The organism is Micromonospora sp. NPDC023888 (genome assembly GCF_040639415.1).
GTDB lineage: Bacteria > Actinomycetota > Actinomycetes > Mycobacteriales > Micromonosporaceae > Micromonospora.
Genome location: NZ_JBEZZW010000044.1, coordinates 30,603 through 44,993, shown reverse-complemented (window position 1 = coordinate 44,993; position 14,391 = coordinate 30,603). Strand labels below are relative to the sequence as shown.

Annotated in this window: 16 protein-coding genes; 7 read left to right on the top strand and 9 right to left on the bottom strand. The window is 72.8% G+C overall.

What is annotated here, in order from left to right; all coding sequences use genetic code 11:
- Positions 1–50: 50 nt before the first annotated feature.
- Positions 51–1,352 (top strand): NAD(P)/FAD-dependent oxidoreductase, encoded by a 1,302-nt coding sequence (locus AB0F61_RS29190; protein ID WP_357816062.1) that lies wholly within the window; start codon positions 51–53, stop codon positions 1,350–1,352.
- A gap of 24 nt (positions 1,353–1,376) precedes the next feature.
- On the opposite strand, the gene AB0F61_RS29185 is transcribed toward AB0F61_RS29190, so the two are convergent.
- From AB0F61_RS29185 to AB0F61_RS29175, 3 genes are all read right to left on the bottom strand, one after another.
- On the bottom strand, positions 1,377–2,471 hold the full coding sequence (locus tag AB0F61_RS29185; protein ID WP_357816059.1) for an AI-2E family transporter: 1,095 nt from the start codon (positions 2,469–2,471) through the stop codon (positions 1,377–1,379).
- A gap of 84 nt (positions 2,472–2,555) precedes the next feature.
- The gene (locus AB0F61_RS29180; protein ID WP_357816057.1) at positions 2,556–3,344 is read right to left on the bottom strand and encodes a fused MFS/spermidine synthase; all 789 of its coding nucleotides are present in this window, start codon (positions 3,342–3,344) and stop codon (positions 2,556–2,558) included.
- A 115-nt stretch (positions 3,345–3,459) separates the two neighbouring features.
- Positions 3,460–4,437, bottom strand: a complete 978-nt coding sequence (locus AB0F61_RS29175; RefSeq protein WP_357816055.1) for a DUF2267 domain-containing protein — start codon at positions 4,435–4,437, stop codon at positions 3,460–3,462.
- A gap of 200 nt (positions 4,438–4,637) precedes the next feature.
- On the opposite strand from AB0F61_RS29175, the gene AB0F61_RS29170 reads away from it, so the two are divergent.
- The gene (locus tag AB0F61_RS29170) at positions 4,638–4,952 is read left to right on the top strand and encodes a hypothetical protein (RefSeq protein WP_357816052.1); all 315 of its coding nucleotides are present in this window, start codon (positions 4,638–4,640) and stop codon (positions 4,950–4,952) included.
- Between the two features lie 89 nt (positions 4,953–5,041).
- Here AB0F61_RS29170 and AB0F61_RS29165 read toward each other — a convergent pair whose 3' ends face one another.
- From AB0F61_RS29165 to AB0F61_RS29155, 3 genes are all read right to left on the bottom strand, one after another.
- On the bottom strand, positions 5,042–5,701 hold the full coding sequence (locus tag AB0F61_RS29165) for a dihydrofolate reductase family protein (RefSeq protein ID WP_357816049.1): 660 nt from the start codon (positions 5,699–5,701) through the stop codon (positions 5,042–5,044).
- 54 nt (positions 5,702–5,755) lie between these two features.
- Positions 5,756–6,427: a helix-turn-helix domain-containing protein gene (locus AB0F61_RS29160; protein WP_357816046.1), complete on the bottom strand. Its 672-nt coding sequence runs from the start codon at positions 6,425–6,427 to the stop codon at positions 5,756–5,758.
- Between the two features lie 94 nt (positions 6,428–6,521).
- Positions 6,522–6,854 (bottom strand): STAS domain-containing protein, encoded by a 333-nt coding sequence (locus AB0F61_RS29155; RefSeq protein ID WP_357816044.1) that lies wholly within the window; start codon positions 6,852–6,854, stop codon positions 6,522–6,524.
- A gap of 210 nt (positions 6,855–7,064) precedes the next feature.
- Here AB0F61_RS29155 and AB0F61_RS29150 point away from each other — a divergent pair, with 210 nt between their 5' ends.
- The 5 genes from AB0F61_RS29150 (at position 7,065) to AB0F61_RS29130 (ending at position 11,500) form a co-directional block, all read left to right on the top strand.
- The gene (locus AB0F61_RS29150; RefSeq protein ID WP_357816041.1) at positions 7,065–8,849 is read left to right on the top strand and encodes a PP2C family protein-serine/threonine phosphatase; all 1,785 of its coding nucleotides are present in this window, start codon (positions 7,065–7,067) and stop codon (positions 8,847–8,849) included.
- Positions 8,846–9,889, top strand: coding sequence for a cobalamin-dependent protein (locus AB0F61_RS29145; protein ID WP_357816038.1), 1,044 nt, complete (start codon positions 8,846–8,848; stop codon positions 9,887–9,889). The genes AB0F61_RS29150 and AB0F61_RS29145 overlap by 4 nt, the downstream gene beginning before the upstream one ends.
- 116 nt (positions 9,890–10,005) lie before the next feature.
- Entirely contained in the window at positions 10,006–10,353 is a 348-nt protein-coding gene (locus tag AB0F61_RS29140) for an STAS domain-containing protein (protein ID WP_357816035.1), read from the top strand.
- 68 nt (positions 10,354–10,421) lie between these two features.
- Positions 10,422–10,868 carry a response regulator gene (locus AB0F61_RS29135; RefSeq protein WP_145782537.1) on the top strand — a complete coding sequence of 149 codons (447 nt, stop codon included), beginning with the start codon at positions 10,422–10,424 and terminating at the stop codon, positions 10,866–10,868.
- A 110-nt stretch (positions 10,869–10,978) separates the two neighbouring features.
- Positions 10,979–11,500 (top strand): ATPase, encoded by a 522-nt coding sequence (locus AB0F61_RS29130; protein WP_357816032.1) that lies wholly within the window; start codon positions 10,979–10,981, stop codon positions 11,498–11,500.
- Positions 11,501–11,511: 11 nt separating this feature from the next.
- Here the strand turns inward: AB0F61_RS29130 and AB0F61_RS29125 are convergent, their stop codons facing one another.
- The 3 genes from AB0F61_RS29125 to AB0F61_RS29115 form a co-directional block, all read right to left on the bottom strand.
- Positions 11,512–12,363 (bottom strand): hypothetical protein, encoded by an 852-nt coding sequence (locus AB0F61_RS29125; protein ID WP_357816030.1) that lies wholly within the window; start codon positions 12,361–12,363, stop codon positions 11,512–11,514.
- Between the two features lie 413 nt (positions 12,364–12,776).
- On the bottom strand, positions 12,777–13,202 hold the full coding sequence (locus AB0F61_RS29120) for an OsmC family protein (protein WP_355033508.1): 426 nt from the start codon (positions 13,200–13,202) through the stop codon (positions 12,777–12,779).
- A 70-nt stretch (positions 13,203–13,272) separates the two neighbouring features.
- A complete protein-coding gene (locus AB0F61_RS29115; RefSeq protein ID WP_357816026.1) occupies positions 13,273–14,220 on the bottom strand; it encodes a serine/threonine-protein kinase in 948 nt (315 codons plus the stop codon).
- Positions 14,221–14,391 lie beyond the last annotated feature (171 nt).

The following is a 14,391-nucleotide window of genomic DNA, read 5'->3' as shown; positions in this document are numbered from 1 at the left end:
GGGTGGCGCGTCTGACGTTTGTCCCGGGCTTCGACGGGAAACGGCCCGCAATGACGAAACCTCGTGTGGTGATCGTGGGGGCCGGGTTCGCCGGTTACCACGCGGCGAAGACGCTGAGCCGGATCGCCCGGGACCGGGCCGAGATCGTGGTGCTGAACTCCACCGACTATTTCCTCTACCTTCCGTTGCTGCCCGAGGTGGCGGCCGGGGTGGTGGAGCCCAAACGGATCGCGGTGCCCCTGACCGGGACGCTCAAGGGCGTCCGCGTGGTGGTCGGCGAGGCGGACCACGTCGACCTGCAGAACCGCTGGGTCGGTTTCACCCAGGCGGAGGGGGAGAAGAACCGGTTGGCGTACGACCGGCTGATCCTCGCCGTGGGCAGCGTCAACAAGCTGTTGCCCATCCCGGGGGTGACCGAGTACGCGCACGGCTTCCGCGGCCTGCCCGAGGCCGTCTACCTGCACGATCACATCGTCCGTCAGCTCGAACTGGCCGAGCAGGCCGAGGACCCGGCCGAGCAGCAGGCTCGCTCCACGTTCGTGGTGGTCGGGGCGGGCTACACCGGCACCGAGGTCGCCGCGCACGGGCAGTTGTTCACCGACGCGCTGCACGCCCAGCGGCCCCGGCTCCCGGTCCGGCCGCGGTGGATGCTGCTCGACGTGGCGAAGCGGGTGCTGCCCGAGATGGACGAGCGGATGTCGAACACCTCGCACCGGGTGCTCGACCGCCGTGGTGTGGACGTCCGGCTGGGCACGTCCGTGGCGGAGGCGACCTGCGACGGGGTGAAGCTCACCGACGGCGAGTACGTGCCGACCTGCACCCTCGTGTGGTGTGTGGGGGTGCGCCCCGACCCGTTCGTCAACGAGTTGGGTTTGCGCACCGACCGGGGGCGGCTGGTGGTCGACGAGTTCCTCAACGTGCCCGGCTACCCGGAGGTGTTCGCCTGCGGCGACGCCGCCGCGGTGCCCGACCTGGTGAACCCGGGAAAGATCTGCGGGATGACGGCCCAGCACGCGCAGCGGCAGGGCAAGCGCGCGGCGCACAACATCGCCGCGTCGTACGGGTTCGGCAAGCGCAAGCCGTACAAGCACCACGACCTGGGTTGGGTGGTCGACCTGGGGGGCAAGGACGCGGCGGCGAACCCGTTGCAGGTCAACCTGGCCGGGTTGCCGGCCAAGACGGTCACCCGGGCGTACCACCTGATGGCGATGCCGGGGAACCGCACGCGGGTCGGCGCCGACTGGGTGCTCGACGCCGCGCTCACCCGTTCGGCGGTCCAGTTGGGGCTGGTCCCGGCGAACGCGGTGCCGTTGGAGAGCACCACACCCGAGGTCGCGTCCCGAGCCCGCTGAGCGGGCAGCACCCGCGCCGGCCGGTCAGCCCTGCGGGGTGGGACCGGCCGGTCGTCGCGCGCCCGGACCGGCCGGCGGCGCGGGCCGCAGCCGGCGGGGGCCGTACTCGCGCAGCAGGGTCTGCCCGATGCCGGCGGCGGGGATGGCCAGCAGCGCGCCCAGCAGACCGGCCAGCTCCGCCGCCAGCAGCACGCTCACCAGCACTGTCAACGGGTTGAGCCGGACCGCCCGGGACAGGATGAACGGCTGGAGCAGGTGGTTCTCCACCTGCTGGTAGACCACGAAGAAGACGAGCACCACCACCCCGGCGGTGGGGGAGTGCAGGAAACCGGCCCCGGCCGCGATGATTGCGCCGAGCGTCGCGCCGACAAGGGGTATCAGGTCGGCCACCGCCACCAGCAGGGCGATCACGGCCGCGAACGGCACCCCGGTGACGAGCAGCACCACGAAGGTCAACACCCCGCAGACCAGGCTGATCAACAGGTTGCCGGTGAGGTAGCCGGTGACGGTGCGCGACACCTCCCGGCCCACCCGGCGCAGCCGCTCGCCCTGACCGTCCCCGGCCGCCGCGAGCAGGCCACGGGTGAGCCGCGGCTCCTCCAGGACCATGAGGTACGCCAGCACGATGACCGTGACCACCCCGGCGACCGTCGTGACGACGCCGCGCAGCACGCCCACCGCGGGTTGCCGCAGTCGGGTGCCGAGGTCACGAAGCTGGTCGGAGTGCTCGCTCACGTAACGCCGCGCGCCGGTGCGTTCCAGCAGTTGCCCCAGCGGCCCCCGGCCGGCGCGGGCGTCGTGCAGCAGCCCGGGCGCCCGGTCGGCGAACCGGGCCAGCTCCCCGGACAACGGCACCAGGATCAGCGCGGCCAGGATCGCCAGCAGCACGAACGCGACGAGGAACACCAGCAGCGTGGCCACCGAGCGCCGCCGCACGAGACGGCGTTGCACGCGGTCGACGAGGGGTTTGAGCGCCACGGCGAAGAACGCGGCGACCACCGTCCAGACCAGCACCCGGCGGGTCGCGTACACGAGGGCCAGTGCGAGCGCGGTCGCCAGCACCAGCCCGATCACGATCAGGGTGCGGCGGGCGGTCACCCGGTCGTCGGCGTTGCTCATCCGCCGCGCCTTCCCGACGCTCGCCGTCGGAAACCCGGCATTGCGGACGCGACGGCTGCTCGGGGCCGGCCGACGAGGGCCGGCTCAGCCGCGTTCGTCGGCGTCGGTGCGGGGATGGGCGCCGGCGACGAACGTGTCGAGCGCGGCGGCGTGCAGCAGCCCGCCCGGCACCGGATCACGCAGGGCCGCCACCGCCAACCGGGCGACCGGCAGCCCGCCGGGACGCGACGTCGCGGCCAACACCAGGTTGCCGTACCTCCGGCCGCGCAGCATCCGCCGGTCGCCGAGCACGCACACGTCGGCGAAGACCGCCCGCACCGTGGCCACTTGCACCCGGGTGGCGACAAGCGGCGGCAGGTCCGTGACGTTGACCAGGAACATCCCGTCGGGGCGCAGGACACGGGCCACCTCGGCGGCGAACTCGACGGTGCGCACGTGCGGGGGCATCCGGGCCGCCCGGTAGATGTCGGCGATCACCAGGTCGTAGGAGCCGGCGGGGGTGGCGGTGAGCGCGTCCCGGGCGTCGTCCACCTCCACCCGCACCTGCGGCGGCAGCGGCGGCAACTCCCGGGCCACCAGCTCGACCACCGCCGGGTCCCGCTCGACGACCCGTTGCGGGGAGCCGGGCCGGGTGGCGGCCAGCCAGCGGGGCAACGTCAACGCGCCACCACCCAGGTGCAGGACGCTCAGCGGGGCACCCGCCGGGGCGGCCAGCTCGACCGCCGAGGCGATCCGCCGGACGTACTCGAAGTGCAGGTGCCGGGGATCCTCGACGTCCACGTACGACTGCTCGACCCCGGCGGACAGCAGGGTCCGGCCGGTCCGCCGGACCGGGTCGGCGACCAGCTCCAGCCGGTCGGCGGCGCGGTTCATGACCGGCACGCTAGCTCAGGGCCACGACCCCGACCGCGCGTGGCCCGGCACAGCCAACGGGCCGGCGGAGCGGGAGGTCCCGCGTCCACCGGCCCGTGGGTGCCGCTGCGGCCGGTCAGCCGCCGGCCATCCCGGCCCCCACCTCGTCGATCGCGTCGTCGATCTGGTGGGCGAGGTCCACGTCGAGCGCTGTCACCCCGTCGGCCTGACTGGTTCGTACCGTCAACACGGCGGCGGTGTCGCCCGGACGGCCGATGCTCGGACCGCGCCCGCTGTCCTGGCGCATCCGGTCGAGCCGGTCGAGCACCCGGTCCAGGTTGTCCGGCGGCAGCGCGACCACCCGGTGCAGACCCTGACTGTCGCCGGTCCAGTAGGGCAGGTCGTCGAGCGCCGCGTCGATCTCGTCCTGGTCCAGGGTGGGTGTGGTGGTGGAGGCGCCCACCAGGCCGCCGCCGGCCTCCGGTGGGTTCAGCAGGTCACGCAACCCGTCGGGTACGTGCAACGACTCGACGAGGTCGCCGTCCTGCTCGGCGAGCGCGGCGATCGTCGCCTCCGCCTGGTATCGGGCCTGCTCGGGGGTGTTGCCGCTGATCCGGCCCACCTCGGCCAGGAAGCCGGGCAGGTCGCGGTGCCGCTCGATGCCGTCGATGGGCAGCACGTCGTGCAGCGACGCCGGCACCGCCGCGAGCAGGCGTTGCCGCTCGGCGGCGTCCAGGGCGAAGGCGAGGACCAGCACTGTCGCCTCGGTGCCCACCTTGGCCGTCTTGAAGTCGACCCCGGCCCGACGCCGGACCTCGTCGACCAGATCGTGGTAGCCCATGCTGCGTACCCCGGCGGTGCCGGTCGGCGGGGACGGCTGCGGCCTCGGATTGTCGGCGGTGCCGACCTGCGGCGGCGCCGGACCGCCACGCGTGCTGTCCGGTTTGCGCGCTCCGGCCGCTGGTGGGCCGGCCCGCCTGCCCTGGTCGAGGCTCTTGAGCTGCTTGGAAGCGCTCAGGCTGGCACCGATCTCGCTGGGCTGGCGACCCTGGTCACGGGCCTGTCGGGCCAGCGCCCGACGCCGCTGGTTGTCGCCCTCCATCTGCTTGCGCATGGTGGCACCCCTTCCGCTGGGGATCGTGGGCTGTGTCAGCCGCCTTCCCGCCGTCCCGGGAGCCGAAACGGACGTCGTCGGGCGGGTCGGCCCGGTGTCCGCGACGCTTCATCCGGCGCGGGTGAGGGCCGCTCACCCACCCGGCCCGCACGATGGGTCAGGACCGGAGTTCTTCCGAGGTACGCGGAAGGAAGGTCGTCATGAAGCAGATCGTCGAGATCGTCCCCGCCCGACGTGGTTGGTACGCCCGCTGGCAGCTCGCACCCGAGGTCACCAGGTGTTACCCGGTGAGCCTGTGGGCGCTGCTGGAGGAGGCCGACGGGACCGGCCGTGAGGTCATCGGGATGGACTGCATCGGCCAGTGGCCCGGCGCGGACGACAACGAGGCGGATGGGCAGTTCGTCCGCTACCTGTACCAGACGCCCGATTCGGGGGAGCCCGAGGACGTCGACCCGGCCCCGACGGGCGAGCTGCGCGAGAACGGGCCCCGACTCCAGCCGATGACGACTCCGTAGACATTCCTCCGGCCCCCGACCCCAGGTCCCAGGGTCGGGGGCCATCCCCGCCTGCTCAAGACACCTGTCGTTCCGGCCGGGCATCGGTGTCAGTCGGGGACCGCCGTCGAGCGCCCGCTCTGCACGGTGTACGCCCCAGCGGAGATCAAACCGACGGTCGTGGGGGTCAGCGTCAGCGAGACAACACCGCCGGGCAGCACACGCGCGCTCCCTTCGGGGGTGGCGAGTGTCGCGGGCGTCGATCCGTCCGGGAACAGACGTTTCCCGGTTCCGACGACCACCGGGTACTGGAGCAGCCGGTAGAGGTCGACAAGCCCGGCCTGGTGTAGCGCCTGCACGAGCTGCCAACTGCCGTGAACCTGGAGCTCCTTGCCGGGAAGCCCCTTGAGCCGGCGCACGCTGTCGACGATGTCGGTGCGGAGGACCGTCGTCGGGCTCCAGTCGGCCTCCTGGTCCGACAGCGTCCTGCTGACGACATACTTCGGCAGCGTGTTCAGCTTGGTGGCGATCAGGTCGTCGGGTGCGGTGACCTGTGGCCAGTACCCGCCGAGCAGGCCGTAGCTCGTGCGGCCGAAGAGGAAAGCGTCCGCCTCCCGGAACCAGCCCTCGACCACCTCGTTGGTGTGCACGGATGCGTGCGGGACGAGCCACCCGCCGCGGTCGAAGCCGCCCGAGCGGTCCTCGTCGGGGGCTCCCGGCCCCTGCATGATCCCGTCGAGGCTGACGAACACGTTGACGCTGAGCAGCACGATTCTCCTCCGAATTCCGGACTGGGACAGCCGCCGGGGGCTGGCAGACGGAGGCTAGCTGCCTGGCCACGGGGAGATCTTGTACAAGAACGACATCGTCGCGTCGTCGCCCGCCTGCAACCCCCGCGCGGTGTGCCCGACGTAGCGCCGCAACGCATGTGCCAGGTGAGCTTGGTCGAAGTACCCCAGCGTCTCGACGACCGTGCGCCAGTCGAGCCCGTCGCACAGCATCGTGGCCGCGGCGTTCACGCGGTCGATCTGGGCCACCGCGGTCTGCGAGAGGCCGGTGATCGCGCGGTACTGCCGCTGAAGGGTCCGTGTGGACGGACGACCCTCCGGGTGCCCGGCCATGTGCTCCTCAACCCGCAGACGTGATCGCACCAGCAGACCCGCGTCCCGCAGACGCCGGACGAACTGCTCGACGTTGTCGTACGTCGGCGCTTCCCAGGCCTCGCCGCCGATGACGATTCGGCCCGAGTCCGTCACGGGAAAGGAAACGAACCCGTCGACGATCGAGGTTGCGGGATGCGGCCGGAGAACGGTGCCGAGCGTGAGCCGGATACCGAGGAACTCGGCGTTCGGCGGGACCGGGGCCGTGGTCGCCCTGGTCTCCGGCCCGCGCAGGCTGGCGAGGAGTTGCCCCCGCATCCGCGTGAGGATCAGTTGGCAGCACGTGCGCGCCGCGGATGTCATCGTGTCCTCGGCGTCGCTGCCGGTGCGCCACACCCGGTCGACGATGCTCGCGTCCGTCTCGGCGTCGCGGTGCTCGAAGCGCAAGCGCGGACCTCCTCCGGGACGACGTGGGGGAGACGGCCGCGGGTCAGCCGATGGCGTGCAGGTCGTCGGCCGCGTGCTCGACGGTCAGCAACTCGGTCAGACCGGTGCGGTCAAGCATCCGTTGCAACTGCGGGCCGGCCCCGGTCAGCCGGATCGCCCCGGCGGCGCGGTGCACCACCAGCAGCGCGCTCAGCCCGGAGGAGTCGCAGAGGGTCACGCCGGTCAGGTCGATCAGCACCCGCTGGTCGCCGCGCAGATCGGCGGCGGCGGCGATCAGCTCGGGCGCGGAGGCGTAGTCGAGCTCGCCAGTCAGCCGCAGTCGGACGTGCCCGGCGTCGAGCCGGGTTGTCTCGATGGTCAACAGCTGGTCGGACATCCCACCATGTTCCCAGCCGGGTGGACGATTGCAAATCGGGGGCCGGTGACACGCCCACCCGCTGCCGCCCAGCCGCCGGCGGCGGCACCTCGCCAGCCGTGCTGAGATGCCGCTTTGTGCGTCCCGGCGTAGGGTGGGCTGGAGAGTTGTGGCCGTGGACGCCGGTTCCGGTACGGGTTCGGGTGGATGACAAGGAGTGGGGCTCCGCTGGTGACTGCTTCCGACGTCAGGGACTGGGACCCGGGCGACGGACGGATCTTCACCCCGAGCACGACGCAGCCTCCGGCGTGGCCCGCCGACAGGTCGCCCCGGCCCGCCGCGGCCCCGCCGCCCCGCTCCGCCCCGGGCCTGCCGAAGATGGCAATCGAACGCGATGCTGCCGCACTCGACTGGTTCGAGGTCGTCGAGCACCTCCGTGAGGGCCTGGTGGTCTGTGACGCCGACGGCGTCGTGCGGCACGTCAGCCCGGTGGCCGAGCGGTTGCTACCCGGTGTGCTGCCCGGGGAGCTGCTCAGCGCGGCCGGTGTGCCGGGCCTGAGCGAGGGCGACCCAGGCGGCTTCACCCATCGCGGACGCCGACTGACCGCCCGCCAGGTGCCCCTCTCCGGCGCCCGCTGCTGCTGGTACGTCGAGGACGTCACCGACAGTGTCGGCGGCGCCGAGGCGCTGCTCGCCGAGCGGGCCCGCTCGAATTTCCTGGCCGTGGTCGGTGACAAGCTGGGCAATCCGCTGCATCCCGCCCGGGCCGCCGCGGCGATCGTCCGACTCGCCGTGCCGACCCTGGCCGAGGTGGCCGTGCTGGTCCTCGCACACCGTTCCGGTCGGGCCCATTGGTGGCGGGCCTCGGGCGCCCACGACGAGGCGGCGTCGGTGGACAACGGAGTGCTGGCCGGCGGCGATCTGCCCACCGTCATCGCCGACGGGCTGAGCGGGGTCGAGCCGCACGCCCTGGACTGGTTGGTCGAGCAGGCGGTCGACGCCGGTTGGCTGCCCGAGCTCGCCGGCGTCGGGACCGCCGCCCGGGTCGTTCCGCTGCCGGGCCGGGACGCGCCGGTCGGGGTGCTGCTGGTCGCCCGTGCCGCCCCCGGCTCGTACGACGAGGCCGACGAGGAGCTGATCCGCGCGTTCGCGGCCCGGGCCGGCGCGGCGATGACAACCGCGCTGCTCTACCGCGACCAGACGGAGGTCGCCGACACCCTCCAGGCCAGCCTGTTGCCGGTCGAGCCGGCCGAAGCCGCGGGCGTGCGGTGGGGCACCGCGTACCGGCCCGCGCAGGCGGGGCTCCGCATCGGTGGTGACTTCTACGGGTCGCACCGGCTCGCCGACGGTGGCTCGGTGTTCTTCCTCGGCGACGTGTCGGGCAAGGGGGTCGAGGCAGCCGTCTTCACCGGCCAGTTGCGCCAGTGCCTCCAGGCGCTGCACCGGTTGGAGTCGCACCCCGGGCGGTTGCTGCGGCTGCTCAACGACGCGATGCTGGAGACGACCCAGGCGCAGGGTCAGGGCCGCTTCGCCACGATCGTGCTCGGCGTCGCGCGTCCACACCGCGACGGCGGTCTCACCCTCACCATGGCCGGCGGCGGCCACCTGCCGCCGCTGGTGCTGCGCGCCTCCGGCGAGGTGGAGTCGGTGCCGCTGCACGGCATGCTGATCGGGGTGGTGCCCGACCCGCGCGTCGGCGAGGTGACCGTCCGGCTGGCACCGGGCGAGACCTGCCTGCTCTACAGCGACGGGGTGACCGAGGCCCGCGGTGGCCGTCGTGGCGACGAGCAGTTCGGTGCCGAACGGCTGGTCGCCGCGGTGACCGGTTGCCAACGGATGCCGGCGCCAGCCCTGGCCGAGCGGGTCGAGCAGGTCACCTGCGACTGGTTGGCGCAGGGCGACCACGACGACATCGCGGTGCTGGCGTTGCGGGCGGCCGGCCCGGGTGGACGCCCGTCGCGGCACCTGCACTCGGTGCCCGTGCACACCGACCTGCCCGGGGAGACCGACGCGTGACCGCCACCGCCGCCACCGCTGCCGTCGACCCGAGCGACGCCTACGTCGGCTACCTGGACTGCCTCGCCGACGCCGACGAGGACGCCGCGATCGACATGGCGATCGGCCTGCTCGACGCGGGCGTGCCGGCGGAGCGGGTGCTGCTCGACCTGGTCGCGCCCGCCCAGGCGGAGGTGGGTGAGCGGTGGGCGCGCAACGAGTGGAGCGTCGCCCAGGAGCACGCGGCCACCCACATCAGTGAACGGGTGGTGGCGGCGGTGGCCGCGCACGTCAATCCCCGTCCGACCGGCGGGCGGGTCGTCGTCGCGTGCATGGATGGCGAGTGGCACGCGCTGCCGCCCCGGCTGGTGGCCGAGGTGCTGCGGTTGCGGGGCTGGCAGGTGACGTTCCTGGGCGCCAGTGTGCCCGCGGCGCACCTCGTGTCGTACCTGCACCGCTATGACGCGCACGCGGTCGCGTTGGCGTGCGCGCTGCCGATGCGGCTGCCGCACGCCCACCGGATGATCGAGGCCTGCCGCCGTTCGGACGTGCCGGTGCTGGTGGGTGGGCGCGGGTTCGGCGCGGACGGCCGGTGGGCGCGCCGGCTCGGCGTGGCCTGGGCGCCGGACGCGCCCTCGGCGGCTGAGTTGGTCGCCGACGAGCGGGCGTTGCGGAGGGTGCCGCCGGCGCGGCTGGCCCACCTGGCCGACGACGAGTACGCCAGCCTGGTGCGGCGTCGGGGCGAGCTGATCGACAGCGCGTTGACCGACCTGCGGGAGCGGGTGCCGGCGACGGCCACCTACACCGCCAGTCAGCTCGACTCCACCGTCAGCGACCTGGGTCACATCGTGGATTTCCTGGCCGCGGCGGTCTACGTCGACGACGCCTCGTTGTTCACCGAGTTCGTCGAGTGGCTGGCGGGAATCCTGGTGAGTCGTGGGGTGCCCGGCGGGGCCGTCGGCCGGTCCCTGGAGCACTACGCGGTGGCGTTGCGCGACTTCCCCCGGGCGGAGCGCATGGTGGCCCTGGGTCGCGCCGCGCTGCCCGACGTGGGCCGCTGAGCGGGCCACCCGCCCCGCCGCTGTCGATCACCGTGCCCTGCGGTTCGCGGCTCGACCCTGCGTATACTTGCCGCACTGCAAATGTCCCACCGGTGGGTGGAGCGAGGGGGAGAACGGTGACGTTCAGCGTCAGCTACGTCGAGCGCGACGGCGGTGGCGCCTGCCTGCGTCTGGCGGGCGAGCTGGACATGAGCACGTCTCCCGAGCTGACCGCCGCGATCGATCGCCTCATGGCCGCCGGTGAATCCCGGGTGCTGCTCGACCTCACCGATCTCACCTTCTGCGATTCCACCGGGATGGCCGCGTTCGTCCGGGGGGACAATCAGGCCGCGGCCGACGGGGGTTGGCTTCGGCTCGTCGGCGCCAACGGCCGTGTCGAGCGGGTGTTGGCGATGACCGGTCTGGCCGACGTGTTGCGCTACGAACCGGAATCGGTCGACCCCGCGTCCCGCACCGCCCTCTGATGGGCTAGATTTCCCCGCCAACGCGGTGACCGTCAGGTCCCGTCCCCGCCGACCCGAGGCAGGTAGTGATGGGCGCAGACAGCCCGCAGCCGGTACGCATCCTGGTGGTCGACGACGATCCCGGTGACGTACTGATGATCGAGGAGGCGTTGGCGGACTCCGACGTCGACAAGGTCATCGACGTGGTCAGCGACGGCGAGGAGGCGATGGAGTTCCTGCGCGCCGAGGGCCGGCACCAGCAGGCCCGCCGGCCGGACGTGATCCTGCTCGACCTGAACATGCCGCGGATGGACGGCCGGCAGGTGCTCGGGGCGGTGAAGCAGGACGAGGACCTGCGGACCATTCCGATCGTGGTGCTGACCACCTCCAACGCCGACACCGACATCGTGGGCAGTTACACGTTGCAGGCCAACGCGTACGTCACCAAGCCGATCGACCTGGACGACTTCAACGACGTGGTCCGGCGCATCGACGAGTTCTTCGGACGGGTGGTCGTGCTGCCCAAGCGCGTCTGACGCGTGCCCGTGCGCGCATGCTGAACATTTTTCCCGAACCTCCTCGGTCGCCGTGGTCGCGGCCGAGGATCCAGGAGGGGAAGTAACAGCGGCTGCCTGGGGGCGACAGGATGAGGTTCTCCATCGTTGAGACCGGCTACGACAGGTGGCAGGTGGATTCCTGCCTTGACGAGCTGGGGATCCGCCTGTCCCGGCTCGCGGCCCGCGCCGAGGGTGCCGCCGCGGCGGGCGGCGAGTGGGACGAGATCCGGCAGGAGGCGGCGTGGCTCAGCGGCCTCCTGCAGCGGCTGGACCTCGGCGACAGCGCCGTCACCCGGCACGCCGGTGCCGTTGAGCATCGTGCGGCCGCCGAGATCCTGGCCGAGGCCCGTGCCGAGCTGGACCGGGCCCGCGCGGAGGCACGGCAGGTGCGCGAGCGGGCGTACGAGGAGGCGGTGCAGGCCCGGCGCGACTTCGAGGCGGCACTGTACGTCCGGCGGCGGCGTGAGGCGCGGGTGGACGAGATCCTCGCTCAGGTGACGGAGGACCAGGTGCCCGCCGCCACTCCGACCGCGGCTGCCGGCGTACCGGGGAGCCGGGTGGGGGTCGGCGGGCTGGACGCGGGCGCGCAGCCGCCGCCGGGCCGTCGCTGAGAGCGGTCGGCTCAGGTGGTGAGCGCCGCCGCGACGGTGGCCGCCCGCTCCTCGTGCTGGGCGTACGCGTCCGGGTAGGCGGAGATCTGCACGGCCTGGGCGGCGGCGGTGACGCTCATGTCCTGCCAGCCGGGGATCTCGTTGAGGGCGCTGTAGAAGGCCCGCGCGGCGTACGAGGGGCGCATCAGTTCGGCCACCGTGCCCCAGCCGCTGCTGGGCCGCTGCTGGAACAGCCCGAGCGAGTCGTGGTCGGAGCCGCTGCCCTGGTTCGGGTAGTCAGCCGACTCGGGGAGCACGTCGCTTGCCAGGTTGTAGAGGTTGCTCTCCTGCATGGCGGTGGACAGCGCCACCACCAGCGCGCGGCGCGGCATCTTCATGTCCAGGCCGACGTCCACGATGATCTTCGCGTTGTCCATCTGCGCCTGGTCGAGGCCGGCGACCGGTCGGGGTCGGCGGGGCTTGACCGGCTTCTTGGGTGCCTTGCGCGCGACGGTGGGTGTGGGGCTGGGTGTCGCCGTCGGGCTGGGCAGGACCCGCGCGGGGGCGAGGTCACGATCAAGCGACCGGGAGGCGCGCTCGTCGGCGATGGCGGCGCGGTCGGCGACCGCCTCGGCGAGCGGTTCCGCCGAGCGGGCCGGCTCGTCGTCGTTGCCCCGGGCGGTGGCGACGGCGACGAGGCTGAGGCAGCAGGTGACGCCGGTGGCGAGGGCTATCCGGATCGGGGTCGAGCCCAGCAGGGGACGCCGGGGCGGTTCGGGGACGCGGTGCCGGCCGATCGTCCATTCGGTTGATGCGACTTCGCCCGATTGGGTGCTCGGATGCGAGTCGGTCAGCTTCTGGTCGGAGGGGTCGTCGGGATGCACCTGACGAGGCTAAAGACCCAATTGCTCGATATCGCCTGCCCGTAGCGTGGCCTGCGCCACAATTTGCCCCGATCTTGGGGATTTCCAGGGGCGAAGGCGGAGCAAGGCCGATCAACCTCGCGGATCGGGCCAGACCGGCATATCCGATTCGCTGCGCGAAGGCGGGCAGGCGGCCAGGTGACGCCCACGGAATCGCGCTGCCGCCGAGGGTGGGCCTTCCGGGTGATGGCGTATCACCAGAACGGGTGAGGTCTGTCGGCCCGGCGGTGGCCTGGCGTGGGTGTTCCCCGCGTCCTTTGCTCTGCTGCCACCGATGCACCACCGCGTGTGCGATACCCGGACACCGGGTGGTGCGTGGGTGGCAGCAGAGCAAAGGGGCCGTCCGAGGTGACCGGCACCGCCGGCAATGAGCGTCAGTGTCGACCGTTCTCCGCCGGCGTGACGGTCAGCCGGTGCCGGCTCGCGTCGCCGCTGGAGAACGGCCAGAGCCGGTCGGCGTACTCCACCAGGTCGGCCAGTTGGTCTCGGCTCAGGCCGGCCGACGAGATCGAGGCGTGCACGTCGGCCCGGTAGAGACCGTCGTCGTCCCGTCCCAGCTTCGCCTCCGCCCGCACCTGCACGGTGTGCGCCTCATCGGTGATCTCCCCGGCCGCCTCCACCGCCGCGTGGTGCAGGCAGGACGCGAAGGCGGCGGCCAGCAACTGCTCTGGTCTCAGCCCCGTGCAGTGCGCCGCCAGCGGCGAGGCCAGCGGGGTGGAGAGCCCGCCATCGTCGGTGCGTACGTGACCGCCCTCGGCGGTCGCGGTGGCCTCACGCAGCCAGGAACTCTGATCCGGCATCGCGTTTCTCCCGTCGCTCGGCAGGTCGGCTACCCGGCCGCCGCCCGCCGAAACGCCGGTGGGCCCGTGGTCAGCGTCCGGAGGTCCGCTCCGGCTCGTCGAGCAGGGCCACCGCCTCGGTCGCCTCGGCGGCGGCCCGCTCGGTCCACGCCGACGTCGGCACCGGTCGGCGAGGCGTGGGGATCGTCATCGGTACGTACACCCGGGCGTCCACGGCCTCGGCCAGCAGCAGCGCCGCGACCATGCTGCTCGGACGCCGCGCGGGATCGTCGGCCAGGCAGGACCGGCACAGCTCGGCCACCTCCGGCGGCAGCCCCTCGATCTCGGGCAGCGGCTCCGGTGGCTGACAACGGCGTACGCCGAGCAGTTCGTTGATGGTCGCCGCGTCGTACGGCAGACGGGCGGTGAGGGAGTAGTAGAGCACCACGCCGAGGGCGTACATGTCGGCGGCGGGGGTGGCCGGCGCCCGCTCCAGTTGCTCGGGCGCCAGGTAGGCCGGGGTGCCCAACACCATCCCCGTGGGTGTCGGGTCGGGTGCGCCGGCGGGGATGGCGATGCCGAAGTCGAGCACCTTCACGCCCGACGGGGTGAGCATGACGTTCGCGGGTTTGACGTCGCGGTGCACGATGCCCTCGGCGTGCGCGGCGGCCAGCGCCGCGGCGACCTCCGCGCAGACCCGGACCGCGATCCGCCAGTCCAGCGGCCCGGCCCGCAGGTGCGCGGCGAGCGTCTCACCCTCGGCCAACTCCATCACGATGTAGGGCACCGGACGGCCCGGCCAGGTCGAGGCGGTGCCGAAGTCGTGCACGCTCGCCACGTTCGGGTGCACCAGGCGGGCGGCGGACCGGGCCTCCGCGCGGATCCGGTCCACCGGGCCGTCCTGGTCGTCCGGACCGGGAAGGATGAGCTTCACCGCCACCGGCCGGTCCAGCACCTGGTCGTGCGCCCGCCACACCTCGGACATCCCACCCACGCCGATGCGCTGCTCGAGCTGGTACCGCCCGTCCAGTGTGCGCATCGACCACTCCTCGACCCTGCTCCGCCGACGGCGGGTGCTCCGGTCGCGGTACCCGAGCGCCGAGCTGGGCAAACCGCGGCGCTGTTCGGGGCGAGCTGAGCGCGCACCGCGCTGCGCCGACGGTGGTGGGTGCGGTAGCTTGCGAGCCAGAGCCGGCGTCACCGATTGTGC